The following is a 24786-nucleotide window of genomic DNA, read 5'->3' as shown; positions in this document are numbered from 1 at the left end:
CACGGCGACCGGCGCCGACCAGCCTGGATAGGGTCGCCGCACATCCGTCGAATCGTGGGCGCCAGGGGCGCCGCGCGACCTCGCCCGGCGCCCGCCGACCGGCGGCGGCCGGGGAGTTGGTGAGGAGAGTTCACGAGTGGACCTGTACGAGTACCAGGCGAAGGACGTCTTCGCCGCCCACGGAGTGCCGGTGCTGCCCGGGCGCACCGTCGACACCGCCGCCGAGGCGGAGCGCGCCGCGCAGGAGATCGGCACGGCGGTGGTGGTCAAGGCGCAGGTGAAGACGGGCGGCCGCGGGAAGGCCGGCGGCGTCAAGCTGGCGAAGGACCCGGCCGAGGCCAAGGAGAAGGCCGAGGCGATCCTCGGCCTCGACATCAAGGGCCACATCGTCCACCGGGTGCTGGTCACCGAGGCCAGCGACATCGCCGAGGAGTACTACTTCTCCTTCCTCCTCGACCGGTCCAACCGCACGTTCCTGGCCATGGCGTCGGCCGAGGGCGGCATGGAGATCGAGGAGCTCGCCGTCGAGCGGCCCGAGGCGCTGGCCCGGGTGCCGATCGACGCGATCGCCGGTGTCGACCGCGCGAAGGCCGACGAGATCGTCGCCAAGGCCAAGCTGCCCGCCGAGGTCGCCGACGAGGCCGCGCAGGTCATCGTCAAGCTCTGGGAGACCTTCGTCGGCGAGGACGCCACGCTGGTCGAGGTCAACCCCCTGGTGCGCGACCCGCAGGACAAGATCATCGCGCTCGACGGCAAGGTCACCCTCGACGAGAACGCCGAGTTCCGGCACTCCGAGCACGCCGGGCTGGTGGACGAGCGCAGCCAGAACGCGCTCGAGGCCAAGGCGAAGGAGAAGGGCCTCAACTACGTCAAGCTCGAGGACGGCCAGGTCGGCATCATCGGCAACGGCGCGGGGCTGGTCATGTCGACCCTCGACGTCGTCGCCTACGCCGGCGAGGCGCACGGCGGCATGAAGCCCGCCAACTTCCTCGACATCGGCGGCGGCGCATCCGCCGAGGTCATGGCAGCCGGGCTGGACGTCATCCTCGGTGACGACGACGTGCGCAGCGTCTTCGTCAACGTCTTCGGCGGCATCACCGCGTGCGACGCGGTGGCGAACGGCATCGTCGAGGCCCTGAAGATCCTGGGCGACGACGCCGCCAAGCCGCTGGTCGTCCGCCTGGACGGCAACAACGTCGACGAGGGTCGCCGGATCCTCGCCGAGGCGAACCACCCCCTGGTCACGGTGGTGGACACCATGGACGACGCGGCCGCGAAGGCCGCCGAGCTGGCGGCGGCGGGAGCCTGAGATGTCGATCTTCCTCGATGAGAACAGCAAGGTCATCGTCCAGGGGCTCACGGGCTCCGAGGGCATGAAGCACGCGACGAAGATGCTGGCCTCCGGTACCAAGATCGTCGGCGGCGTCAACGCCCGCAAGGCCGGGACGACCGTGGAGATCACGGGCACGAACGTGCCGGTGTTCGGCGGCGTCGAAGAGGCCATGAAGGAGACCGGGGCCGACGTCTCGGTGCTCTTCGTGCCGCCGAAGTTCGCCAAGGACGCCGCGGTCGAGGCCATCGACGCCGGCATCGGGCTCGCCGTCGTGATCACCGAGGGCATCCCGGTGCACGACTCGGCCTGGTTCTGGGCGCACGCCTGCGCCAACGGCAACCGCACCCGGATCATCGGCCCGAACTGCCCGGGCATCATCAGCCCCGGCAAGTCCAACGCCGGCATCATCCCGGCGAACATCGCGGGCCCCGGCAAGATGGGCCTCGTGTCGAAGTCGGGCACGCTGACCTACCAGATGATGTACGAGCTGCGGGAGATCGGCTTCTCCACGGCGATCGGCATCGGCGGCGACCCGGTGATCGGCACGACGCACATCGACGCCATCGAGGCGTTCGAGGCGGACCCCGAGACCGAGGCCATCGTGATGATCGGCGAGATCGGCGGCGACGCCGAGGAGCGTGCGGCGGACTACGTGAAGGCCAACGTCACGAAGCCCGTCGTCGGCTACGTTGCGGGGTTCACGGCCCCCGAGGGCAAGACGATGGGCCACGCCGGCGCCATCGTCTCCGGCTCGGCGGGGACCGCGCAGGCCAAGAAGGAGGCGCTCGAGGCCGCTGGCGTCAAGGTGGGCAAGACGCCCTCCGAGACCGCCGACCTCGCGCGCTCGCTGGTCAGCCGGGGCTGAGCACCCGGCCCGACCGCCCGCTCCACCGCTGACGTCGTCGTCCCGGGAGGACACCTCATGAGCTCACCGACCCAGGGCCCGCCCCCGGGCGGCCCGTCCGGCCAGCGGCCGCAGGGCGCGTCCGGTCCCGGCTGGGGCTCCGGTGGCGGCTCGCCGTACGGCGCGTCGTCGCCGTACGGGGGGTCCTCCTGGGCCGGCGCCGGCCAGGGTCAGCCCGGTCAGGGGCAGGGCCAGCCCGCTGCGGGCCAGCCCTACGCCTCGCCGGGTCAGGGCGGCTACGGCACCCAGCAGCAGGGCTACGGGCAGCAGGGCCAGCAGGGGCAGCAGGGGCAGCACGCCCAGCAGGGCTGGGGTGCCGGACCGGGTGGCGGTGGCCAGGCCCCGTCGTACCCGCCGTCGGGCGGTTTCCCGGCGGCGACCACGACCATCGCGACGACGTCGGACTCCGGCGCCTCCACGGGACCGAACCCGTCGGCGTCCGGGGCCCCCGGCGCCTCGGCGTCCTCGGGTGCCGAGAAGGGCGTGGCGCTCGGCGCCGGCATCCTCGCCCTGCTCGCCTACATCCTGAGCTTCTTCGGCTCCGCCGAGGCGTCGGGTGTGGCGTCCGACCTCAGCGCGGCCTTCGGGTCGCTGTTCTACCTGCCGCTGGTGCTCGCCGGCGGCCTGCTCACGGCGGCGTCGCTCCTGCCGCGCGGCCCGCAGACGCTGGTGCCGGGCGCGGTCGTCGGCGTCACCGGCGCGCTCGCCATGCTGCCGCTGCTGGCCTACGCCGACGGCCTGCTCGTCGTGCAGGTCGTGCTCGCGGTCCTCGCCGCGGTCGCCTCGGTGGTCGCAGCGCTCTTCGCCAGCGGCGTGATCAACGCGCCGGCGTCGCGTCCCGCCTCGTCCGGGTTCGGCGCGCCGGCGGGCGGCGGTGGGCCCGGTGCCCACGCCGCCGGTCCCGGTGGGCCCTGGGGCGGGGCTCCCGCCGGCCCGCCCGGGTACGGCGGACCGCAGACCGGCCCGGCGTCGGGTCAGTTCGCGAACCCCCGCGGCCCGGGTGGCCCCGGTCAGGGCGGTGCCGGTCAGGGCGGTCCCGGCCAGGGTGCTCCCGGCCAGGGTGGTCCCGGTCAGGGTGGCCAGGCGGCGGGTCCGCCGTCCGGTCCCGTCGGCGGGGGTTACGGCGGCCCGGGCTCCCCGGTCGTCGGCTCGGCGGCGGCCACCACCCAGGTCGTCCCCGGCGCCACCGCCTCCGGACAGGGCTCCTCCACGTCGGGCGGCGACACGTCCGGTGCCCGCTCCGACCGCGACGACGCCCCCGATGCGTCGGCGGGCAGCACCAGCGTCACCCCGACCTCGGGTGCGGGCCCCACGGGCACCCCCGCCGCCGGGTTCTCCACCTACGGCTCCGGCGACGGCGGCCCCTCGTACGGCGCCGGCCCGAGCAGCTCGTCGTCCGCGGGCCCCGCCGACGGGGCCGGGTCGAACACCCCGCCGTCGGGGACGCCGCAGGGCTCGGCGTCCGGCTCCCCCGGCGGCAGCTCCACCCCCGGCTACGGCATCCCGTCCACCGGCTGGGGTGCCCCCTCCGGCAGCCCCGGTGGACCCGTCGCGCCGCAGCCTCCCCAGGGCGAGTCCCGGGGTGCGCACGAGTCCGGCGAGGACCCGGGCCGCCCGCAGTCCTCGTCGTCCGACGACCGCCGCGGCGAGTGGGGCTCGCCCCGCTGAGTCCCGCGCGTCACGGAGGGAGCGAGGGACGCCCTCGCTGCCCCGGACGCAGGCGGGGTGACCCTCGCCCCGGCCCTCGGGGCGCCCGCGCGGCGTGGCAGCCGGGTGCGACGACGCCCGGCTGACAGGGTCTGGAGGCGTGACGGCGCCGACGGACAACCCCCCGCGGCGCGGCCGTCGGGCCGCCGCCGCGGCACCGGCGCGGCCGACCGGGACACCGGCGTGGCTCCCCGTGCTCGCGCGCGTGGCGCTGCTGGCGCCGGCGGTCTGCTACGGCGTCGCGGTGGTGGTCGCGGGCGTGGTCGCCGCGCTGGCCTCCGGCACGACGCCGGGCGGCGAACCCGGCCTCGGTCAGGCGCTCGCGGTCGCCATCCCGCTGTGGCTGGTCGCCCACCTCGTGCCCCTGCAGGTCACCGGCGTCCCGCTCGGCGTCCTGCCCCTGACGCCCGCGATCCTGCTCGCCGTCCTCGTCGCCGGCGTCGCCCGCGGCGCGGTCCGGCGGCTGGGCGCACGACCGGGCGACTCGCGGCCCCTGCACGGCGTCCTCGTGCCCGTCGTCGCCACCGCCGCCGCGGCGCACGCCGTGATCGGGGTGCTCGCCGCCGCCCTGCTGACCCCGGAGAACGTCGTCGACGCCTCGCCGGGGCTCGCCGGCGTCACCTGCGGCGTGCTGGCGGGCCTGGCGGCTTTGGGCGGGGTCGCGGGCCCGTGCGGCGTCCTCACCCTGACCCGCCGCCTGCCGTCGTGGGCCCGCCACGGGCTGCGCGGCGGCCTCCTCGCCACCGCGGGGCTCCTCACGGCAGGGGCGGCCCTGCTGCTCGCCGCCCTGTTCGCGGACGTCGCCGGCGTCCGCGGCGTGTTCCTCGGCATCGCCCCCGAGGCCGGGAGCGGCGCCGGGCTGACCCTGCTCACCGCCGCCTACCTGCCGAACGCCGTCGTGGCGGCGACGGGCTGGCTGATCGGGCCCGGGGTGTCGATCGGCGCGGCGTCGGCCACGCCCATGGCGATCACCTCCGGCCTGCTGCCGCCGATCCCGCTCGCGGCCCTCCTGCCGCAGAGCCCGCCCCCGACCTGGGCCGGTCTCGCCTTCGCCGTCCCGCTCGCCGTCGGCAGCCTGGTGGGGTGGCGCCTCGCGCCGACCGCTCCCGACGCCCCGACCCGGGTCCGCTCGGTGCTCGTCGCGGCCGTGACCGCCGCCGTCCTGGTCGGCCTCGCCGCCGCGCTGTCCGGCGGGCGCCTCGGGGCGGGGCCCTTCGACCCGGTCTCGGTGCCCCCGGGCCCGGTGACGCTCGCGGTGCTCGGCTGGGTGCTCGTCCCCGGCCTCGTCGTCGCCCTGCTCGCGGTGCCGATCGGCACCAGCGGGGCCGCCGCCCGCCCGGTGCGGCGGCGTGCGAGGACCACGGCGCCCCCGCCGACGCCGGCGGTCCCCGCCGAGCCGGCCGAGGTCACCGACGCACCCTCCGGGGACGTCGAGGAGGCATCGGACGAGGAGCCCGACCCCGCCGGGACCGGCGGTGACGAGGGCGTCGGTCCTGGTGGTGGCGTCCGCGGCTAATCTGGGCGCGACATCCACGTCCGGCCCGGGAGCAGCGCTGACCACCACCGAGCAGCACCGGCTGCGACTGCCGGCGCCCGCCCGCGTCGTCGTCCTGGCCTCCGGGTCGGGGAGCCTCCTACAGGCTCTGCTGGACGCCGCCGAGGACGACGGGTACCCGGCGCGCGTGGTCGCCGTCGTCTCCGACCGCTCGGCCGTCGGGGCCCTCGACCGCGCGACGGCGGCGGGCATCGACACCGTCGTCGTCCCCCCGGCCGAGCACGCCGACCGCGCCGGGTGGGACGCCGCGCTGGCCGACACCGTGGCCGCCGCGGAGCCCGACCTGGTCGTGTCGGCGGGGTTCGCGCGGCTCCTGGGAACGGCGTTCCTGGCCCGGTTCGGGGGCCGCACGATCAACACCCACCCCGCCCTGCTGCCGGCGTTCCCGGGCGCGCACCCGGTGCGGGACACCGTCGCCTACGGCGTGAAGGTCACCGGCGCGACCGTGCACCTGGTCGACGCCGGCGTGGACACCGGTCCGGTCCTGGCGCAGGAGGCCGTGACCGTGGAGCCGGACGACACCGAGGACACGCTGCACGAGCGCATCAAGGTGGTGGAGCGCCGCGTGCTCGTCGAGACCGTGGCGGCGCTCGTCCGCCACGGCGCCACCGTCACCGGACGAGGAGTGAGAATTCCGTGACCGCCACCGAGTCCCAGGCCGACGCCCGGTCGGGCACCGACGGCCGCCGCCCGATCCGCCGCGCCCTGGTCAGCGTCTTCGACAAGGCCGGCCTGCTCGACCTGGCCACCGGGCTGCACGCGGCCGGGGTCGAGATCGTCTCCACCGGGTCGACCGCGGGACGGATCGCCGACGCGGGCGTGCCGGTCACGCGCGTCGAGGAGGTCACGGGCTTCCCCGAGTGCCTCGACGGGCGGGTCAAGACGCTGCACCCGCGGGTGCACGCCGGGCTGCTGGCGGACACCCGCCTGCCCACGCACACCGAGGCGCTCGAGTCACTGGACATCGCGCCGTTCGACCTGCTGGTGGTCAACCTCTACCCGTTCACGGCCACCGTCGCCTCCGGCGCGTCGCCCGACGACTGCGTCGAGCAGATCGACATCGGCGGCCCCGCGATGATCCGCGCGGCCGCGAAGAACCACGAGTCGGTCGCCGTGGTCACCGACCCGACGCGCTACGCCTGGGTGCTCGAGCAGGCCGCCGAGGGCGGCGTCCCCCTGGCCGACCGTCGGGCGCTCGCGGCCGAGGCGTTCCGCCACACCGCGTCCTACGACGTCGCCGTGGCGTCCTGGATGGGCAACGTGCTCGCCCCCGACGGGGACGGCTCGCCGTTCCCGGGCTGGGTGGGCACCACCGCCCGTCGCCGCGCCGTGCTCCGGTACGGGGAGAACCCGCACCAGGCCGCCGCGCTCTACGGCGACCCGGAGAACGCCTCGGGCATCGCCGGCGCGACGCAGCTGCACGGCAAGGAGATGTCGTACAACAACTACGTCGACACCGACGCCGCCTGGCGCGCCGCGCACGACCACGACGGGGTCTGCGTGGCGATCATCAAGCACGCGAACCCGTGCGGGATCGCGGTCGGCACCGACGTCGCCGAGGTGCACCGCCGGGCCCACGCCTGCGACCCGACCAGCGCGTTCGGCGGGGTCATCGCCGCCAACACCGAGGTCTCGACGGCCATGGCCGAGACGGTCTCGGAGATCTTCACCGAGGTGATCGTCGCCCCGTCCTACGCCGACGGCGCGGTGGAGATCCTGGCCCGGAAGAAGAACATCCGGGTGCTCACCGCCACCTGGGCGCCCTGGCCCGCCGAGCAGCGGGCGATCTCCGGCGGCCTGCTGCTCCAGCAGCGTGACGCCGTCGACGCCCCCGGCGACGACCCCGCGCACTGGACCCTGGCGTGCGGCGCGGCGGCGTCGCCGGAGCAGCTCGCCGACCTCGCGTTCGCCTGGCGCGCCTGCCGCGCGGTGAAGTCGAACGCCATCCTGCTCGCCCACGACGGCGCGACGATCGGGGTCGGCATGGGGCAGGTCAACCGCGTCGACGCCGCCAAGCTCGCCGTGGCCCGGGGCGGCGACCGCGTGGCCGGCTCCGTCGCCGCGTCCGACGCCTTCTTCCCGTTCCCGGACGGGTTCGAGGTCCTCGCCGAGGCCGGCGTCGCCGCCGTCGTCCAGCCCGGCGGCTCGGTGCGCGACGAGCTGACCATCGAGGCCGCGGACAAGGCCGGCGTGACCATGTACTTCACGGGCACCCGCCACTTCTCCCACTGATGCTCGCGCCGAGGAGAAGCGGCAGTCAGCGCTCCTTCGTCGCGCTGCCTACCGATCTCCGGCGCGCTCCGACGGTCCCCTGAGTTCCCGCAGCCACGTCCCCGCACGGGCGAGCGCCGCGGCCGCCTCGGGGTAGACGCCGACCCCGAGCTGGAAGAAGTGCTGCATCTGCGACCAGACGTCCAGCGTGACCGGCACGTCGGCCAGCGCCGCGAGGCGCGCCACGGCCAGGGAGTCGTCGAGCAGCACCTCGTGGCTGCCGACCTGCACGAGCAGCGGCGGCCACGCCGTCGCGACGGTCTCCGGCGCCGCGAGCACGGGGGAGGCGGCCGGGTCGGTGGCGGCGTGGCCGTCGAGGTACTCGCCCGCCATCCGCGTCAGGCTCTCGTGGCTGCACTCCAGGTCGACGTCACCGCGGGCGGCGAACGAGGCGGACGAGCAGGTCAGGTCCGCCCAGGGCGACATCAGGTAGGCCGCCGCCGGACGCGGCAGCCCGGCACGGGCGGCGGCCAGCAGCGTCTCCAGGACGAGGCCGCCACCGGACGACTCCCCGACGAGCACGAGGCGGTCCGCCGGGACGTGCTGCTGCTCGAGCAGCCAGCGCGCGGCCCGGACCGCCGCGTCCACGTCCTGCGGGTAGGGGTGCTCCGGCGCGAGCGGGTAGTCGAGCAACAGGACCCGGGCGTCGAGCGCGCGGGCCAGGTGGCCGGCGAACTTGTGCCGTGACGTCGGCGAGGTGATGACGTGCCCGCCCCCGAAGAGGTAGAGCACCGTGCTCGTGGGCGCGGGTCCCGACGCCTGCGCCCACACGCCGGCGACGCCGCCGTCCGCGACGGTCTCGTAGGTGATCCCCTCCGGCGTCGCGCTGAGGTCCTCGGCGTGCTCGCCGGCCGTGCGCTGGGCGGCGAGCGGGAGCTCGGCCATCCTCGGCGCCTGTCGCACCATGTCGGCGAAGCGCTGTGCCTCGGCACTGACCACGGGTCGTCCTCCTTCTCCTCAGACGGACACGGTTCGGGGAGCGCGGCGGCGCGGCCACTGGCTGATCAGGGTCGCGACGCCGGCGACGAGGAGGAGGGCGGCGACGGTGAGCAGGGCCAGCGCCAGCCCGGCCGACGTCGGCGGCCGCGGCCCGACCGCCTCGATCACCGCGGTGGCCGCCACGACCCCGATGCCGCCGAAGCAGATGAGCGAGGTGAGCATGACCCCGGAGCCCTCGGCCGACTGCTGCGGCGGGAGGACGTTCTGCACCGCGAGCTGGCCGAGCCCGTACCCCATGCCCGTGGTCAGTCCGCAGAGCCCGAGCGCGAGGACGTAGAGCGGCAGCGACCGGGCGAACGCCAGCAGCACCAGGGCCGGCGGGCAGGCCAGGACCGCGACGGCCATGACGAGGCCGGCCGGGACCTTCGTCGTCAGCCACCCGGAGAGCGGCCCGCAGGCCGCGAGCCCCACCGACGACACGACGAAGGCCAGCCCGGCCGCCGCCGCGGAGAGGCCGCGCAGGGTCTGCAGGTCGATGGTGGCGGCGACGACGTAGGTGACCGTCCCGATGTTGGCGAGCGTGCCGGCGGCGCAGAGGACGACGAACAGGCGGTTGCGCACCAGCGAGGGCCGCACGAGCGGCGCGGCCGCGTGGTGCTCGCGGATACCGAACGCGACGAGCAGCGCGATCCCGCCGAGCAGCGGACCCCAGGTCGCCGGGGTGGTCCAGCCCTGGACGCCGACGTCGTCGATCGCGACGCTGACGGCGACGAGCCCGCCGACGACGGTGAGCACGCCCCACCAGTCGAGGCGGCGCAGGTCGCGTCCGGCCTCCTCGTCGCGGGAGGTCCGCAGACGCCGGCCGGACCACAGCGCGAGCAGGGCCACCGGCACGTTGACGAGGAACACCCAGCGCCAGCCCACGGTGGACGACAGCACGCCGCCGAGGACCGGACCGAGGGCGGTGCCGACCCCGGACACGCCGAGCAGCACCCCGATGACCTTCGGGCGCTCCTGCTCGGTGGTCGCGTTGGTGACCAGCGCGAAGCCCGCCGGCATGATCAGCGCGGCGCCGACGCCCTGCACGGCGCGGGCGGCGATGAGCACCGGCACCGACGTCGCCACCCCGCACACCAGCGAGCTCAGCCCGAACACCGCGATCCCGGTGAGCAGCACCTCGCGGCGCCCCAGCATCTCGCCGAGCCGCCCCGCCGGGATCAGCACGGCGCCGAGGGCGATCATGTAGCCGCTGAGCAGCCACTGCAGGTCCGTCACCGTCGTGCCCAGGTCGACGGCGATCGTCGGCAGGGCCAGGCCGAGCGAGAAGAAGTCGAGCTGGATGCAGAAGAGGCCCGCCGCGACGGGGAGGAACGGCCGCGATGCACGCAACGTAGCCGTCGGCAGGGCCATGAGCGGTACCGTAGGTCGGCTCGTCCGGCTCGTCATCACTGTGGGTCGATCCCAGGAGGAATCGTGACCGAGGGGCTCGGGGAGCTGCGCGCGGAGCTCGACGGCATCGACGAGGCCCTGTTCGCCCTCGTGCGCGACCGGATGCGCTGCATCGAGCGCGTCGGGGCGCTCAAGGCGCAGGCCGGGATGCCGGTGTTCCAGCCCGGTCGGGCGGCCGAGGTGGAGCGTCAGGCCGCGGTCCGGGCGCGGGAGCACGGCCTCGACGAGGGCTTCCTGGTGCGCCTGGCCGACATGCTCATGGAGGAGGCCATCCGGATCGAGGAGGCCGTCGTGGCTCAGGCCGGGGCGTCGAAGGACGAGCCCGCGAACTCGCCGCCCACGTAGGAGTCGGTGGCGGCCGGACGCCGGTCCACCTCGTCGGCGAACACCTCGGCGTCGTCCTGCGGGCGGTAGCCGATCTCGTGCGCGCCGGCGAGCGCCCACCGTCGGCGGGTGTTGGCCGAGACGCCCCAGACGATGCGGAAGCCCGGGGACGGGCAGGTCAGCGACGCCTCGACGAGCCGGCCGCAGTCGTCGGGCGAGAGCCACGTCGACAGTCCGCGGGCGTCCGTGGGGCGCTCGCGACACGTCCCGATCCGCAGGCAGACCACGTCGAGGCCGTAGCGGTCGTGGTAGAGGCTGCCGAGCGCCTCGCCGGCCACCTTGCCGACGCCGTAGTAGGTGTCCGGCCGGGGTGGGAGGTCGTCGGGCACGGGGTCGACGGCGGGGTGGAAGCCGGCGGCGTGGTTGCTGCTGGCGAACACGACGCGCGGCACGCCCGCGCGGCCTCGAACACGACGTAGGTGCCGTGGATGTTGGTGGCGAGGATGTGGTCCCACGCCTCCTCGCCGCTGTGCCCGCCGAGGTGGACGACGGCGTCGGCTCCCGCGCTCGCCGCGACGAGCGCGTCGAGGTCGGTGACGGAGGCGGTGACGACCTCCTCGTCGGCTCCCGGGTCGGGCGGTGTGTCGATGTCGAGCAGGCGCAGGGTGCGACCGGGGCGGGCGAGGCGGGACCGCAGGTAGCCGCCGATCCGTCCGGCGGCTCCGGTGACGAGGACACGCTCGGTCATGGTCCGGAGCCTGCCCGTCCCGCGACGGCCGGGCGAGCCGTGGGCCGCTGCGGCGAGGAGCGGACCGGACCTGTCCCCGGCGCATGCTTCGTTCTCCGAAGCTCTCCGCCGGTCAGGGTGATCCCGGCCCGCAGGGCTCGTGGCTGTCGGGGGACTGAGCTAGCGTCCTCCCTGTTCGAACACGTGTTCGATGAGGAGGGGTCGTGACCGCTGCACCGGTGTCGTCGTCGGTCTCGTCGCTGCTCGACGGGCAGGGTTCCCCGTCGCGCCGCTGGGCAGACCTGGGGGTGGTGCGGGCCTCCGAGCTGAAGGGCCGCCGTGCAGGCCGCCCGGCCGCGCCCACGCCGGAGCCCGTGGAGCCCACGCCGGAGCCCGAGCCGCCCCGGCCGGTCGATCGCGAGGGCAGCGCGGTGCTGCCGGTGGCGGGGCCGCTGGCCGGGGTCCTGCCCGGGGGCGGGCTGCGGCGCGGGTCGGCGGTCGCCGTGTGCGGCTCCACGTCGCTGCTGCTCGCGCTGCTGGCCGAGGCGTCGCGGGCCGGGGCGTGGTGCGCGCTGGTGGGCCTGCCCGACCTGGGGATCCAGGCCGCCGCCGAGGCGGGGCTCGACCTGTCCCGCACGGCGCTGGTGCCGCGCCCCGGTCCCCGTCCGGCGGCGGTGGTCGCCGCGCTGGTCGACGGGGTGGACGTGGTCGTGCTCGACACCACGCTGCCGGGGGTGCGCTGGCCGGCGGGGGATCGGCAGCGGCTCGGGGCCCGGGTGCGTCAGCGGGGGGCGGTGCTGGTCCCCGTGGGCGCGCCGGGGATGTGGCCGGGCGCCGAGGTCGAGCTGCGGGCCGAGGGCGGCGCGTGGGCCGGGCTCGGCGGCGACGGCACGGGGCGGCTGCGCTCGCGACGCGTCCGCGTGCGCTGCGCCGCCCGTGGTCGTCCCGGCGAGCAGGAGGTGCCGGTGCTGCTGCCCGGGCCGGCCGGGGAGTGCGCGCCGGACGGCGAGCTGCCGATCGGGGCGCCGCTGACCGGGCCGCCGCGCCCGGTGCCGGAGGAGCCGACGCGCATCGGGGCGGTCGGATGAGCGCGCCCGCGCGGGTCCTGGCGCTGTGGTGTCCCGACTGGCCGGTGGTGGCCGGCGCGGCCGAGGCCGGCCTGCCGTCCGCGCGGCCCGCCGCGGTCCTGGCGTCGCACCGGGTCGTGGCCTGCTCGGCGACGGCGCGGGCGCAGGGGGTGCGCCGGGGGCTGCGGCGCCGCGAGGCCCAGGCCCGCTGCCCCGACCTCGCGGTGCTCGCCCGCGATCCCGAGCGCGACGCCCGGGGCTTCGAGCCGGTCGCCGCGGCGGTCGAGGAGCTGGCGCCCGGCGTGGAGGTGGTGCGCCCCGGGCTGGTCGCGCTCTCGGCGCGCGGGCCCACCCGGTACTTCGGCAGCGAGGAGATCGTGGCCGAGCGCCTGGTCGACCACGTCGCCGCGCGCGCCCACGTGGAGTGCCAGGTGGGGGTGGCCGACGGGCTGTTCGCCGCCGGGCTCGCCGCGCGTCGCTCGCTGCTGGTGCCGGCGGGAGAGAGCCCGGCGTTCCTGGCGCCGCTGCCGGTCACCGAGCTCGAGCTCGAACCGGGCGTCGAGCCCGACACCGCGGGTGCCGACGACGACGCCAGCGCCGCCCGCGCGGAGCTGATCGGTCTGCTGCGCCGCCTCGGTCTCGGCACGCTGGGCGCCTTCGCCGAGCTGTCGGCCACCGACGTGGCCTCGCGCTTCGACGCGGCCGCGGTCCGGGCCCACCGGCTGGCCGGCGGGCTCGACGAGCGCCCGCCCTCGCGGCGCCGCATCCCCGACGAGCTCACCGTGGAGCTCCCGCTCGATCCCCCGGTCGACCGCGTCGACGCCGCCGCCTTCGCCGCCCGCTCGCTCGCCGAACGCCTGCACGAGGCGCTGGGGCGGGCGGGGCTCGCGTGCACGCGCCTCGGGGTGCAGGCCCGCACCACCGAGGGCGACGAGCTGGCCCGGGTGTGGCGCTGTGCCGAGCCGCTGACCCCGAACGGCACCGCCGACCGCGTCCGCTGGCAGCTCGAGGGCTGGCTCTCGCGTCGAGGGGAGGGGGCCGGGCGGTCCGACGGCGGGCTCACGGTGCTGCGCCTCGTGCCGGAGGAGGTCGTCGAGGCGGGGCGGCTGCAGCTCGGGCTCTGGGGCGAGGTCGGGGTGGCCGACGAGCGGGCCGGCCGGGCGCTGGTGCGGGTCCAGGGCCTGCTCGGGCCCGAGGAGGTGCTCACCGGGGTGTCCGGTGGCGGGCGGGGGCCGGGCGAGCGGATCCAGCTGGTGCCGTGGGGCGACGAGCGCGAGACCCCGGGCCTCGATCCGCAGGCCCCCTGGCCCGGGGCGCTGACCGCCCCGTCGCCGGCCCGGGTGCCGCCCGAGCCGCTGCCGGCGCGGGTGCTCGACGCCGACGGCGCCCCGGTGCGTCGGGCCACCCGTGGTCGTCTCTCGGCGCCGCCGGCGCACGTGGCCCTCGGCACCGACCCGGCGGCGCCCACCGCGCCGGTCCGGGCCTGGGGCGGCCCGTGGCCCGATCCCGGCCGCTGGTGGGACCCCCGGGCGGTGGCGGGGGGCAGCGTGCGCATCCAGGTCGTGTGCGCCACCGACGCCGACGAGATCGCCGCAGGCCGCGACCCCGAGCCCGACCCGGCCGCCGACCTCGCGCCCGACCCGGTGGCGTCCGGCGCCGACGCGGTGGGGCGCGCGCTGCTGCTCGTCCACCGCGGCGAGCGCTGGGCGGTGGAGGGGATCTATGACTGACGGACGCGGAGCGCCGGGGAGCCGGACCGTCGCCGAGGGAGGGATCTGACGTGGGGTGGGGCAACCCGCCGGTGAGCTGGTCGGAGATGGAGCGCCTGCTGTCGGGGCGCCCCTCCGACGGGCCCAGCCTGCAGGGTCGGGGCAACGGCTCGCGGAAGGCGATCCAGGGCGACGCGGCGCAGCGGAGCGCGGCCAGAAGGGACGCCGAGCCGCACGAGGGTCACATCGGCCCCTGGCCGCCGGACGACGTCGTGCGCGACCCCCTGGCCTACGACGACAGCGAGCGGATCGACGGCCCCGGCACGCTCCGCCCGCCGCGCGAGGAGCACTTCCCGGGCGACGGGGGCGACAGCCCGGCGTGGTCGCGGCACCGCACGCCCTACCGGTCGCCGGCGGGGACGCGCCCGACGGGCGTCACCGTCCCCTACGCCGAGCTGCACGTGCACTCCAACTTCAGCTTCCTCGACGGCGCGTCGCATCCCGAGGAGCTGGTCGAGGAGGCCGCGCGGCTGGGGCTGGAGGCGATCGCGCTCACCGACCACGACGGCATGTACGGCGTGGTCCGCTTCGCCGAGGCCGCGCAGGAGCTGGGGGTGCCGACGGTCTACGGCGCCGAGCTCTCGCTGGGCCTGTCCGCGCCGCAGAACGGTGTGCCCGATCCCGAGGGCGACCACCTGCTGGTCCTCGCCCGCGACCCCGACGGCTACCGGGCGATCTCGCGGGCGATCACCGAGGGGCAGATGCACACCCACGGGGAGAAGGGGCGCCCGGTCTACGACGCCGAGCGGGTCGCGGCGACGCTCGGTGGGCACGTCCAGGTGCTGACGGGGTGCCGCAAGGGATCGGTGCGCCGGGCGCTGGCCGCGGAGGGGGCGGTCGGCGCCGCCCGCGAGCTCGACCGTCTCGTCGCCCTGTTCGGCGCCGAGAACATCGCGGTCGAGCTCACCGACCAGGGCCTCCCGGACGACACCGAGCGCAACGCGGCGCTGGCGGGGCTCGCCGCGGGGGCCGACCGGGGGCGCGGCCTGCGCACGGTGGCCACCACCGGCGCGCACTACGCCACCCCCGACCGCGCCCGGCTCGCGGCCGCGCTGGCGGCGGTGCGGGCGCGGCGCAGCCTCGACGACGCCGAGGGCTGGCTGCCGCCGGGGCCGGCCCACCTGCGCTCCGGGGCGGAGATGGCCGAGCGCTTCGCCCGCCACCCGCAGGCCGTCGCCCGCGCCGCGGAGCTGGGTCGCGAGTGCGCGTTCTCCCTCGACCTGCTGGCGCCCGAGCTGCCCCCGTTCGCGGTGCCCGAGGGCGAGACCGAGGCGAGCTGGCTGCGCCGGCTGACGTGGATGGGGGCCGCGCTGCGCTACGGCGACCGGATGCGCTCACCGCGGGCGTTCGAGGTGATCGAGCACGAGCTCGGGGTCATCGAGAAGCAGGGCTTCCCCGGCTACTTCCTCATCGTCGCCGACATCGTGAAGTACTGCTCCGATCATGACATCTACTGTCAGGGTCGGGGGTCGGCGGCGAACTCGGCGGTGTGCTTCGCGCTGGGCATCACCCACGTCGACGCCGTCGAGATGAACCTGCTGTTCGAGCGGTTCCTCTCCCCGGAGCGCGACGGCTATCCCGACATCGACCTCGACATCGAGTCCGATCGCCGCGAGGAGGCCATCCAGTACGTCTACGCCCGCTACGGGCGCGACCGCGCGGCGCAGGTCGCCAACGTCATCACCTACCGGCCGCGCTCGGCGGTGCGCGACGCGGCCCGCGCGCTGGGCTTCGCGCAGGGCCAGCAGGACGCGTGGAGCAAGCAGATAGACCGGTGGGGGCCGTCGACCGGAGGTACGGGCGCAGCGCTGGCGGGCCAGGTGCCCGAGATGCCGGCGGCGGTCGCCTCCCTCGCCGAGCAGATCGCGGGCTTCCCCCGCCACCTGGGGATCCACTCCGGCGGCATGGTCATCTGCGACCGCCCGGTCGACCAGGTGGTGCCCGTGGAGTGGGGACGGATGCCGGGACGCAGCGTCATCCAGTGGGACAAGGACGACGCGGCGGCGGTCGGGCTGGTCAAGATCGACCTGCTGGGCCTGGGCATGCTCTCGGTGCTGCACTACGCCGCCGACCTCGTCGCCGAGCACCACGACGTCCGCGTGAAGCTGCACGAGCTGCAGGCCACCGACGAGAAGGTCTTCGCGATGCTCGCCGAGGGCGACTCGGTGGGCGTGTTCCAGGTCGAGTCCCGGGCGCAGATGGCGACGCTGCCCCGCCTGCGGCCGCGGGAGTTCTACGACCTGGTGGTCGAGGTCGCGCTGATCCGTCCCGGGCCCATCCAGGGCGGCTCGGTGCACCCCTACATCCGGCGGCGCAACGGGCTGGAGCGCATCGTCTACGACCACCCGCTCTGCGAGCCGGCCCTGGAGAAGACGCTCGGGGTGCCGCTGTTCCAGGAGCAGCTCATGCAGCTCGCGGTGGACGTCGCGGGCTTCTCCGCCGCCGAGGCCGACGAGCTGCGGCGCGCGCTGTCGGCCAAGCGCTCGAGCGAGCGGATCGAGCGGATGCGCGAGCGGTTCTACGAGGGGATGGCCGCCAACGGGATCACCGGGGACCTCGCGGACACGATCTTCGGCAAGACCAAGGCGTTCGCCAACTTCGGCTTCCCGGAGAGCCACTCGATCAGCTTCGCGTCGCTGGTCTACGTCAGCGCCTGGTACAAGTTCTACTACCCGGCCGCCTTCTGCGCGGCGCTGCTGCGCGCCCAGCCGATGGGCTTCTACTCGCCCCAGTCGCTCACCGCCGACGCCCGCCGCCACGGGGTGGTGGTGCTCGGCCCCGACGTCCTGGTCTCCGCGGACACCCCGGGCCTGGAGCCGCATCCGGACAGCACCGGCGGGGTCGCCGTGCGGCTCGGTCTCGCCGGGGTGCGCGGGATGGGGGACGAGGTGGCCGCCCGGATCGTGGCGGAACGGGAACGGGAGGGCCCCTACCGGGACGTCGCGGACCTCGCGCGCCGCGCCGAGCTGCCCACCGCGCAGGTCGAGGCGCTGGCCACCGCCGGGGCGCTGCGCTGCTTCGGGCTCGAGCGCCGCGAGGCGCTGTGGGCGGCCGGTGCGGCGGCGGCCGGGGTCGGGGTGGTGCGCGACGGCGTGCGTCACGACCGCCTGCCCGGCACCGCCGTGGGTCTCGAGGCGCCGGCGCTGCCGGGGATGAGCGCGGTGGAGCTCACCGTCGCCGACGTCTGGGCCACCGGCCTCACGCCCGACAGCCACCCGGTGACCCACCTGCGCCACGCGCTCGAGGAGCGCGGCGCCTACTCGGTCGGTGCGGTCGCCCGCGTGCCCGAGGGCGAGCGCATCGAGGTCGGCGGGGTGGTCACCCACCGCCAGCGTCCCGCGACCGCGGGCGGCACGACGTTCCTCAACCTCGAGGACGAGACCGGCATGCTCAACGTGGTCTGCTCGGAGGGGCTCTGGGCGCGCCACCGGGTGGTGGCCCGCACCAGCGCGGCGCTCGTGATCCGCGGCCGGGTCGAGCGCGCCCACGACGCGCCGACCGTGGTCAACCTCGTCGCCGACCGCATCGAACGCCTCGAGCTCCGCGTGCCCTCGAGCTCCCGGGACTTCCGGTGACCCCCGCACACAGGACGAGGGACGCCCCGACGCCGTCGCCGGCGGTCAGGGCGTCCCTCGCGGTACGTGGGTGTGCGGATCGGTCAGCCGCCGATGAGGGCCTTGCCCATCGGCATCGGCTTCCCGCCGGTCGCCTGCCCCATGGCGTCGAGGAACATGTAGACGCCGACCAGGGCGAAGGCGAACACCACGATGCCGCCGAAGAACAGCAGGCCCGTCGAGCCGCTCGAGGTCCCCAGCAGCACCAGCAGCAGCGCCGCGTCGATGAGGACGAACAGCACGGTGAACATGGCGGGCAGGCGCAGCGAGGCCACCGTGAGGATGACGATGCCGATCAGCCAGGTGAGCAGGAAGGTCTCCTGGGCGCCCGTGGCGACGGCGGTGTCGGTGGAGGTCGGCCCGAACCAGTCCTGGCCCAGCGAGGTCGCCAGCACGGCGAAGCTCAGCCAGAACCCGGTGAAGATGCCGAAGATGGCTGCCGGTGCCCCGGCCCCGATGCGCACCGACCAGACCGTGGCCACCAGCTGCCCGATCCCGGTGCACATGAACAGGATCGGGAGCAAGCCCACCAGTGCGGTGCTCGACGCTCCGGTGAAGCCGACCAGGTAGAGCCCCAGGGCCACCGAGCCGATCACGAATGTCGGGACGCCGACCAGTGCCGGGTTGGCACCGGCTGCGGCCGCCGCTTCGGCTCCGGTGTCCGGGGCCGCGTGTGCCGCGGTGGACTGCTCGTCGATGGTGGTCATCCGCACTCCTTCGTGGGTTGTCGCCCGGGACACCGTCGGTCGACCCGTCCCGTTGGTACGGGTGGGCGCACGGTGTCGTCCCCGTGCCTCACGAGTGTGAGGCGCACCACGCCCTCTACGGCACCGCCCGAACGGAGGGGTACATCGACAGAGGGCCTCTGCGGCCGCGTCGTGAACCGATCCAGGGCAAGCTGACGCCCATGGGCGCACGGCGCGGGAGCGCGACGGTGCTGCGCGAGGTCGCGCGCGGCGTGGTGGGCGGGGCCGTCGGCACCGGGGCGATGACCCTGACGGCACGGCTGCACCGCGAGCTCCACGCCCGCCGCGACGGCATCCGTGTCGACGAGATCGAGGAGATCCTCGACTACGACGACAGCGAGCACGTCGTCATCGCCGCCTCGACGCTGCTGCAGCACGTGGTCGGCTGGGCACCGCGCTCCGCGCGGGGCCGACAGACCCTGTTCTGGCTGGTGCACTGGGGCTACGGCTCGGCGGTCGGCGTCGGCCACGTCGCCCTCCGACGCGTCCTCGGACGCGAGCCCGGGCCGGGCCTGGCCTTCTTCGTCGGCTGCCAGACGATGGCCCTCGGCCTGTTCCCGGTGCTCGGCGAGACCCCACCGCCCTGGCGGTGGGAGCGTCGCCTGCTGGTGACGAGCATGGTCCAGCACGCGGTGTACGCCGGCGGCGTGGCCGCGGCGAACACGGCGACGGCCCGTCTCGTCGACACCCGGGCCCGTCCCGGGGCGTGGTCGCTCCGTCACCCCGCTCGGGAGGCGTTCGGCCGGTAGCAGCCCCACCGCGGTACTACCGTCCCCGGACCGTGGCTTCCCAGCGCTCGCGGACCCTCGTCGGCCTCGCCGGGGCCTTCGTCACCGGGATGTTCATCGTCGGGCAGGCGCGGGTCAACGCCGAGCTCGGCGCGGAGCTCGGTGACGGGATCCTCGCCGCGGTCATCTCGTTCGGTCTCGGGCTGGTGCTGCTGCTGATCCTCGTGGCGCTCCTGCGCCCGGGTCGCCGGGGCCTGCGGCGCGTGGGGTCGGCGCGGCGGCGCGGCACCCTGCGGTCCTGGCAGCTGCTCGGCGGCCTGGGCGGCGCGCTGCTGGTCGCCGGCCAGGGCGTCACCGCGCACGTGCTGGGCACGGCGCTCTTCACGATCGCGGTCGTCGCCGGCCAGTCCAGCGGCGGGCTCGTCGCCGACCGCGTCGGCCTCGGCCCGGCCGGACCCCAGGGCACGACGCCGCCGCGGGTCGTCGGGGCGCTGCTGATGCTCGGCGCCGTGGTGCTGTCGGTGGCCCCGTCGATCAGCTCCGACGCCCCCGTCGCCCTGGCGCTGGTCCCGCTCGCCGCCGGGCTCGCCATCGCCACCCAGCAGGCGCTCAACGGCCGGGTCGCGGCGGCGGCGGGTGGCGCGGGCACCGGGACCGGCACCGACACCGGCGACGGGGAGCGCGACTCGTTCGTCGCCTCCGTGCTCCCCGCCGCGACGATCAACTTCGTCGTCGGCCTGATCGCGCTGGTGCTCGCGGCGATCGTCGCGGTGCTCGTGCTCGGGCCGCCGAACCCGCTGCCGGGCGCCTGGTACCTCTACCTCGGCGGCCCGTTCGGCGCGATCTTCATCGGGCTGGGGGCGTGGGTGGTCGGCCAGGTCGGGGTGCTGCTGCTCTCGCTCGGCGCCGTGGCGGGCCAGGTCGTCGGCGCGCTCGTCCTCGACCTCGTGCTGCCGTCGGCCGCCGGGACCCCGGGCGTGACGACGGTCCTCGGGGCGCTGCTCACCCTGGTCGCGGCGGTCGTGGCCGCCACTCCGTGGCCGTTGCGGCGGCGAGGCGACCGGGAGCGCACGGCCGACCTGCCATCATGAGGTCGTGACCGCGACCAAGCTGGACGGGAAGGCCACCCTCGCGTCGATCCTCGACGAGCTCTCCGGGCGGGTCGCCGCGCTGACCGCGGCGGGTCGGACCCCGGGGCTCGCCACCGTCCTGGTGGGCGACGACCCGGGCTCGCAGTCGTACGTGCGGGCCAAGCACAACGACTGCGCGAAGGTCGGGATCACCTCGATCCGCCGCGACCTGCCCGCCGACGCGACGCAGGCCGACGTCGAGAAGGTGATCGACGAGCTCAACGCCGACCCGGCGTGCACCGGCTACATCGTCCAGCTGCCCCTGCCGAAGGGCCTCGACTCCGGCGCGGCCCTCGAGCGCATGGACCCGGACAAGGACGCCGACGGCCTGCACCCGACCAACCTCGGGCGCCTCGTGCTCCAGGAGCCGGGCCCGCTGCCGTGCACCCCGCGCGGAGTGGTCGAGCTGCTGCGCCGCTACGACGTGCCGCTGAACGGCGCGAAGGTCACCGTCCTCGGTCGCGGTGTCACCGTCGGGCGGCCGCTGGGCCTGCTGCTGACCCTCCGCTCGGTCAACGCCACCGTCACCCTGTGCCACACCGGCACCAAGGACGTGGCCGCCGAGCTCCGGGCCGCCGACGTGATCGTGGCCGCGGCCGGCGTGCCCGGCCTCGTCACCGCGGACATGGTCAAGCCCGGCGCCGCCGTGCTCGACGTCGGCATCACCCGTGGTGAGAACGGCCTCGTCGGTGACGTCGCCCCCGAGGTCGCCGAGGTCGCCTCGTACCTCGCGCCCGTCCCGGGCGGGGTCGGCCCCATGACACGGGGCATGCTGCTCACCAACGTCGTCGAGCGCGCGGAGCGCGGGACGGAGTGAGCGTGCGGTGACCGCCGTGACCCCGCGCCCGGGACGGCCGTCGGCACCCCAGCCGACGGTCCGACCCGCGCCGCCGCCCGACGAGAGCCCCACCGAGGTGCTCCCGTCCGCGGCGGGACGGCACGCCCGCCCGCGCACCACGCGCGCCGAGATGATCCGCAAGGTCCGCGCGCACCTGCCGTTCCTCGCGGTGATGCTCGTCGTGGGACTCGCGTTCGGTCGCATCGCACTGCAGCACTGGCGCGAGGGCACCACCGAGCTGGGCCTCGCCCTGCTGCTCGCCGGGGCGCTGCGCGCGAGCCTGACCCGCACGGCGGCCGGCCTGCTCGCCGTCCGCAGCCGCCGGGTGGACATCGTCACGTACGTCCTGTTCGGGCTCGTCGTGATCGCCGTGGCCCTCACGATCACCGGGGGACCGCTCGCCACACGGTGACGTCCGCCCCTCGTGGCCCGCGCACCCGTTCCGGGTACTCGCTGCGTTGATAGCGTGCGGGCAGGTCGGACGGCGCCGGTGGTCGGCGCCCGCGAGGAGGGCATTCGAGCCGTGGCGAAGATCAAGGTAGAGGGCACCGTCGTCGAGCTCGACGGTGACGAGATGACCCGGATCATCTGGCAGTTCATCAAGGACAAGCTGATCCACCCGTACCTCGACATCGACCTCGAGTACTACGACCTCGGCATCGAGCACCGCGACGAGACCGACGACCAGGTCACGGTCGACGCCGCGCACGCCATCAAGCGTCACGGCGTCGGCGTCAAGTGCGCGACGATCACGCCGGACGAGGCGCGGGTCGAGGAGTTCGGCCTCAAGCGCATGTACCGCTCGCCCAACGGGACGATCCGCAACATCCTCGGTGGCGTCATCTTCCGCGAGCCGATCGTCTGCCAGAACATCCCCCGGTACGTGCCGTCCTGGACGAAGCCGATCGTCGTCGGCCGCCACGCGCACGGTGACCAGTACCTCGCCCAGGACTTCAAGGTGCCGGGCCCGGGCACGGTGACGATCACCTACACGCCGGAGAACGGCGAGGCCCAGGAGCACAAGGTCGCGGAGTTCCCGGTCGACGGCGGCGTCGCGATGGGCATGTACAACTTCAAGGCCTCGATCGAGGAGTTCGCGCGGGCCTCGCTGCAGTACGGCCTCGACCGCAACTACCCGGTCTACATGTCGACGAAGAACACCATCCTCAAGGCCTACGACGGCATGTTCCTCGAGACCTTCCAGGAGATCTTCGAGTCGGAGTTCAAGGCCGACTTCGAGAAGGCGGGCCTCACCTACGAGCACCGCCTGATCGACGACATGGTGGCCCAGGCCATCAAGTCCGAGGGCGGCTACGTCTGGGCCTGCAAGAACTACGACGGCGACGTGCAGTCCGACATCGTCGCCCAGGGCTTCGGCTCGCTGGGCATGATGACCTCGGTGCTCATGACCTCCGACGGCACCGTCGAGGCCGAGGCCGCCCACGGCACGGTGACGCGGCACTTCCGCAAGCACCAGCAGGGCGAGGAGACCTCGACCAACCCGATCGCGTCGATCTTCGCGTGGTCGCGGGGCCTCGCCCAGCGCGGGCGCCTCGACAAGAACGACGAGCTCGTCGAGTTCGCCCAGAAGCTCGAGGACGTCTGCGTGCAGACCATCGAGTCCGGGAAGATGACCAAGGACCTGGCGCTGCTGGTGGGCGGTGACGCGAAGTCCCTCAACACCCAGGACTTCCTCGACGCGATCGACGAGGGCCTGAAGAAGGCGATGGCCTAGCGCCCGAACTGGCTCCCACCCGGGCCCCTCTCCCACCTCGGGAGAGGGGCCCGCGTGCGTCCGGACCCCGGTCGTCGGACGGGGGTAACGTGCGCTCCCGCCGGGCACCCGCACACGCCCGCACCCGGCCGCCGGAGGACTCCCATCGCTGACAGACTCGGCTCCATGGACGAGGCCCCCGCCTCCCGGGACGTCGCACGGGGGGACGCCCCGACCCGTGGGCACCTGATCGGCGAGGGGCTTGCCTGGACCGCCCGCTGGAGCCTGCGCTTCCTCATCGTCGTCGCCGCGCTGACGGTCGTCGGACTCATCCTGATCCAGCTGTGGGACATCGTGTTCCCGGTGTTCCTCGGGCTCGTGATCGCGACGATCGTCGAGCCCCCGGTCACGTGGCTGCGGCGCCGCCGGGTCCCCGGCGCGCTGGCGACGGCGCTGGTGCTGATCCTGGGGCTGGCCGTGCTCGGCGGGGTCGTGGCGCTCATCGCGCCGTCGGTGGCCGGTCAGGCGCCGCAGATCGCGCAGGGCGCCGTCGGTGGCATCCAGCAGATCCAGGGCTGGCTGCAGGGACCGCCGTTCAACCTCGGCGCCAGTCAGATCGGCGGGTACGTGCAGGCGGCCGTCGAGCGCCTCCAGCAGAGCGCGGGCCAGATCGCCACCGGTGTCCTCACCGGCCTCACCACCGTGGCCAACAGCGTCATCAACGCGGTGCTCGCGCTGGTGCTCGCGTTCCTGTTCGTCAAGGACGGCCCGACGTTCCTGCCCTGGGTGCGTCGCACGGCGGGGCCGACGTCCGGCGACCACCTCGCCGAGATCGGCGCCCGCGCCTGGCTGCGCCTCGGGGGGTTCATCCGCTCGCAGGCGCTCATCGGCTTCGTCGACGCGGTCTTCATCGGCATCGGCCTGGTGGTCTTCGGGGTCCCGCTGGCGCTGCCCCTGGCCGTGCTGACGTTCTTCGGCGCCTTCATCCCGATCATCGGGGCGCTGGTGGCGGGTGCGCTCGCCGTGCTCATCGCGCTCGTGATCCAGGGCCCGGCGACGGCGCTCGGGGTGCTGATCCTGATCCTCGTCGTCCAGCAGGTGGAGGGGAACCTGCTCCAGCCGCTGGTCCAGGGCCGCGGCCTCGGGCTCAACTCGGCGCTGGTGATCCTGGCCGTGACGGCGGGCTCGAGCCTCGCCGGCATCGCCGGGGCGTTCCTCGCCGTGCCGGTGGCGGCGGTGATCGCAGAGATCCTGCGCTACTTCGGCGAGCAGATCGATCGGCGCACGGGCGAGCACGAGGAGGGCGCCGGGGACGCGGCTGCGGGCGACGGGTCTTCGGGTGAGGGGTCTGCGGGCGACGGGTCTTCGGGTGACGGGTCTGCGGGTGAGAAGCCGACGTCGGTCGCGGGCACGACCACCGTGGGGGCCGACGAGGAGCCGGGCGACGCGACGCCCGACGTCCCCGGCGACGGCACCGTGCGTTCGCGCTCCCGCGCCACCGACGTGTAAGCCGCCGGGTCAGCGGATCAGGGTCAGCGGGTCAGGGCCGCGCGCGGGTCCCGGACCAGCGCCACGGTCTCGCGGCGTCGCACCCACGCCACGATCGCGACGCAGACCAGCACGACGGCGGGGACGAGGACCATCGCGCCGCCGAGCGTCGCCAGGGTGCTGATCACGGCCCCGGTCATGAGCACGACGCACCCGGTGGCGGCCAGGCCGGAGAGCCGGGGGATCAGCAGCCCGATCGCGGCGGCGAGCTCGATGACACCGATCGTCACCGTCAGCCCCGGCCCGATCCCCATCATCGCGAATCCCTCGACGACCATCGGGTCGAGCGAGATCTTCCCGAACGCGGAGAACAGGTACAGGGCGGCCAGCAGGATCTGGAGCACGCCGAGCGCCCAGCGGGCCGGCCGCGGGCGGGTCGTGGTCGGGCCGGCGGACGCGGTGGTGGCGCTCATCGTCATCTCC

The 24786-nt window shown here is 75.2% G+C and carries 20 protein-coding genes and 1 pseudogene; 16 read left to right on the top strand and 5 right to left on the bottom strand.

The features are described from left to right. Positions 1-136 precede the first annotated feature (136 nt). From sucC to purH, 6 genes are all read left to right on the top strand, one after another. On the top strand, positions 137-1309 hold the full coding sequence (gene sucC, locus PH191_RS09015) for an ADP-forming succinate--CoA ligase subunit beta (RefSeq protein WP_274194279.1): 1173 nt from the start codon (positions 137-139) through the stop codon (positions 1307-1309). Between the two features lies 1 nt (position 1310). Next, positions 1311-2198 (top strand): succinate--CoA ligase subunit alpha, encoded by an 888-nt coding sequence (sucD, locus tag PH191_RS09010; RefSeq protein ID WP_274194278.1) that lies wholly within the window; start codon positions 1311-1313, stop codon positions 2196-2198. Between the two features lie 57 nt (positions 2199-2255). Next, on the top strand, positions 2256-3905 hold the full coding sequence (locus tag PH191_RS09005) for a DUF5336 domain-containing protein (RefSeq protein ID WP_274194277.1): 1650 nt from the start codon (positions 2256-2258) through the stop codon (positions 3903-3905). Positions 3906-4044: 139 nt separating this feature from the next. After that, positions 4045-5460: a cell division protein PerM gene (locus PH191_RS09000; RefSeq protein ID WP_274194276.1), complete on the top strand. Its 1416-nt coding sequence runs from the start codon at positions 4045-4047 to the stop codon at positions 5458-5460. A 61-nt stretch (positions 5461-5521) separates the two neighbouring features. Further along, complete coding sequence (gene purN, locus PH191_RS08995) at positions 5522-6139, top strand: phosphoribosylglycinamide formyltransferase (protein WP_274194699.1); 618 nt, start codon at positions 5522-5524, stop codon at positions 6137-6139. Beyond that, positions 6136-7731 (top strand): bifunctional phosphoribosylaminoimidazolecarboxamide formyltransferase/IMP cyclohydrolase, encoded by a 1596-nt coding sequence (gene purH / locus PH191_RS08990; RefSeq protein ID WP_274194275.1) that lies wholly within the window; start codon positions 6136-6138, stop codon positions 7729-7731. The genes purN and purH overlap by 4 nt, the downstream gene beginning before the upstream one ends. 48 nt (positions 7732-7779) lie before the next feature. Here purH and PH191_RS08985 read toward each other — a convergent pair whose 3' ends face one another. Further along, positions 7780-8709, bottom strand: coding sequence for an alpha/beta hydrolase fold domain-containing protein (locus PH191_RS08985; RefSeq protein WP_274194274.1), 930 nt, complete (start codon positions 8707-8709; stop codon positions 7780-7782). Positions 8710-8727: 18 nt separating this feature from the next. Continuing rightward, complete coding sequence (locus tag PH191_RS08980; RefSeq protein WP_274194273.1) at positions 8728-10119, bottom strand: MFS transporter; 1392 nt, start codon at positions 10117-10119, stop codon at positions 8728-8730. Between the two features lie 63 nt (positions 10120-10182). Here PH191_RS08980 and PH191_RS08975 point away from each other — a divergent pair, with 63 nt between their 5' ends. After that, complete coding sequence (locus PH191_RS08975) at positions 10183-10503, top strand: chorismate mutase (RefSeq protein ID WP_274194272.1); 321 nt, start codon at positions 10183-10185, stop codon at positions 10501-10503. Here the strand turns inward: PH191_RS08975 and PH191_RS08970 are convergent. Continuing rightward, a pseudogene (locus PH191_RS08970) lies at positions 10455-11230 on the bottom strand (NAD-dependent epimerase/dehydratase family protein). The gene PH191_RS08975 and the pseudogene PH191_RS08970 sit on opposite strands and share 49 nt — an antisense overlap. Before the next feature lie 203 nt (positions 11231-11433). On the opposite strand from PH191_RS08970, the gene PH191_RS08965 reads away from it, so the two are divergent. Genes PH191_RS08965 through PH191_RS08955 form a run of 3 tightly spaced genes read left to right on the top strand, consistent with a single transcriptional unit; the run spans position 11434 to position 17620 of the window. Continuing rightward, positions 11434-12297, top strand: coding sequence for a hypothetical protein (locus PH191_RS08965; RefSeq protein WP_420791769.1), 864 nt, complete (start codon positions 11434-11436; stop codon positions 12295-12297). Then, positions 12294-14006 carry a DNA polymerase Y family protein gene (locus PH191_RS08960; RefSeq protein WP_274194271.1) on the top strand — a complete coding sequence of 571 codons (1713 nt, stop codon included), beginning with the start codon at positions 12294-12296 and terminating at the stop codon, positions 14004-14006. The genes PH191_RS08965 and PH191_RS08960 overlap by 4 nt, the downstream gene beginning before the upstream one ends. A 50-nt stretch (positions 14007-14056) precedes the next feature. Beyond that, the gene (locus tag PH191_RS08955) at positions 14057-17620 is read left to right on the top strand and encodes an error-prone DNA polymerase (protein WP_274194270.1); all 3564 of its coding nucleotides are present in this window, start codon (positions 14057-14059) and stop codon (positions 17618-17620) included. Positions 17621-17703: 83 nt separating this feature from the next. Here the strand turns inward: PH191_RS08955 and PH191_RS08950 are convergent, their stop codons facing one another. After that, positions 17704-18366 carry a GPR1/FUN34/YaaH family transporter gene (locus tag PH191_RS08950; protein WP_274194269.1) on the bottom strand — a complete coding sequence of 221 codons (663 nt, stop codon included), beginning with the start codon at positions 18364-18366 and terminating at the stop codon, positions 17704-17706. 200 nt (positions 18367-18566) lie between these two features. Between PH191_RS08950 and PH191_RS08945 the strand changes: the two genes are divergently transcribed. The 6 genes from PH191_RS08945 to PH191_RS08920 all read left to right on the top strand — a co-directional run bounded on the left by PH191_RS08945 (position 18567) and on the right by PH191_RS08920 (position 24324). Then, positions 18567-19154: a hypothetical protein gene (locus PH191_RS08945; protein WP_274194268.1), complete on the top strand. Its 588-nt coding sequence runs from the start codon at positions 18567-18569 to the stop codon at positions 19152-19154. 32 nt (positions 19155-19186) lie between these two features. Then, a complete protein-coding gene (locus PH191_RS08940) occupies positions 19187-20224 on the top strand; it encodes a DMT family transporter (RefSeq protein WP_274194267.1) in 1038 nt (345 codons plus the stop codon). Between the two features lie 4 nt (positions 20225-20228). Then, a complete protein-coding gene (locus PH191_RS08935) occupies positions 20229-21080 on the top strand; it encodes a bifunctional methylenetetrahydrofolate dehydrogenase/methenyltetrahydrofolate cyclohydrolase (RefSeq protein WP_274194266.1) in 852 nt (283 codons plus the stop codon). Between the two features lie 7 nt (positions 21081-21087). Next, complete coding sequence (locus tag PH191_RS08930) at positions 21088-21513, top strand: DUF3017 domain-containing protein (RefSeq protein ID WP_337994052.1); 426 nt, start codon at positions 21088-21090, stop codon at positions 21511-21513. Positions 21514-21624: 111 nt separating this feature from the next. Beyond that, on the top strand, positions 21625-22836 hold the full coding sequence (locus PH191_RS08925; protein ID WP_274194265.1) for an NADP-dependent isocitrate dehydrogenase: 1212 nt from the start codon (positions 21625-21627) through the stop codon (positions 22834-22836). Positions 22837-23001: 165 nt separating this feature from the next. Next, positions 23002-24324 (top strand): AI-2E family transporter, encoded by a 1323-nt coding sequence (locus tag PH191_RS08920; protein ID WP_274194264.1) that lies wholly within the window; start codon positions 23002-23004, stop codon positions 24322-24324. A 23-nt stretch (positions 24325-24347) separates the two neighbouring features. On the opposite strand, the gene PH191_RS08915 is transcribed toward PH191_RS08920, so the two are convergent. Beyond that, on the bottom strand, positions 24348-24776 hold the full coding sequence (locus tag PH191_RS08915) for a DoxX family protein (protein WP_274194263.1): 429 nt from the start codon (positions 24774-24776) through the stop codon (positions 24348-24350). Positions 24777-24786: the final 10 nt, after the last annotated feature.

The organism is Actinomycetospora callitridis, from assembly GCF_028737265.1.
GTDB lineage: Bacteria > Actinomycetota > Actinomycetes > Mycobacteriales > Pseudonocardiaceae > Actinomycetospora > Actinomycetospora callitridis.
The sequence above is the reverse complement of the archived record's forward strand: the minus strand, read 5'-3'. Positions and strand labels throughout refer to the sequence as shown.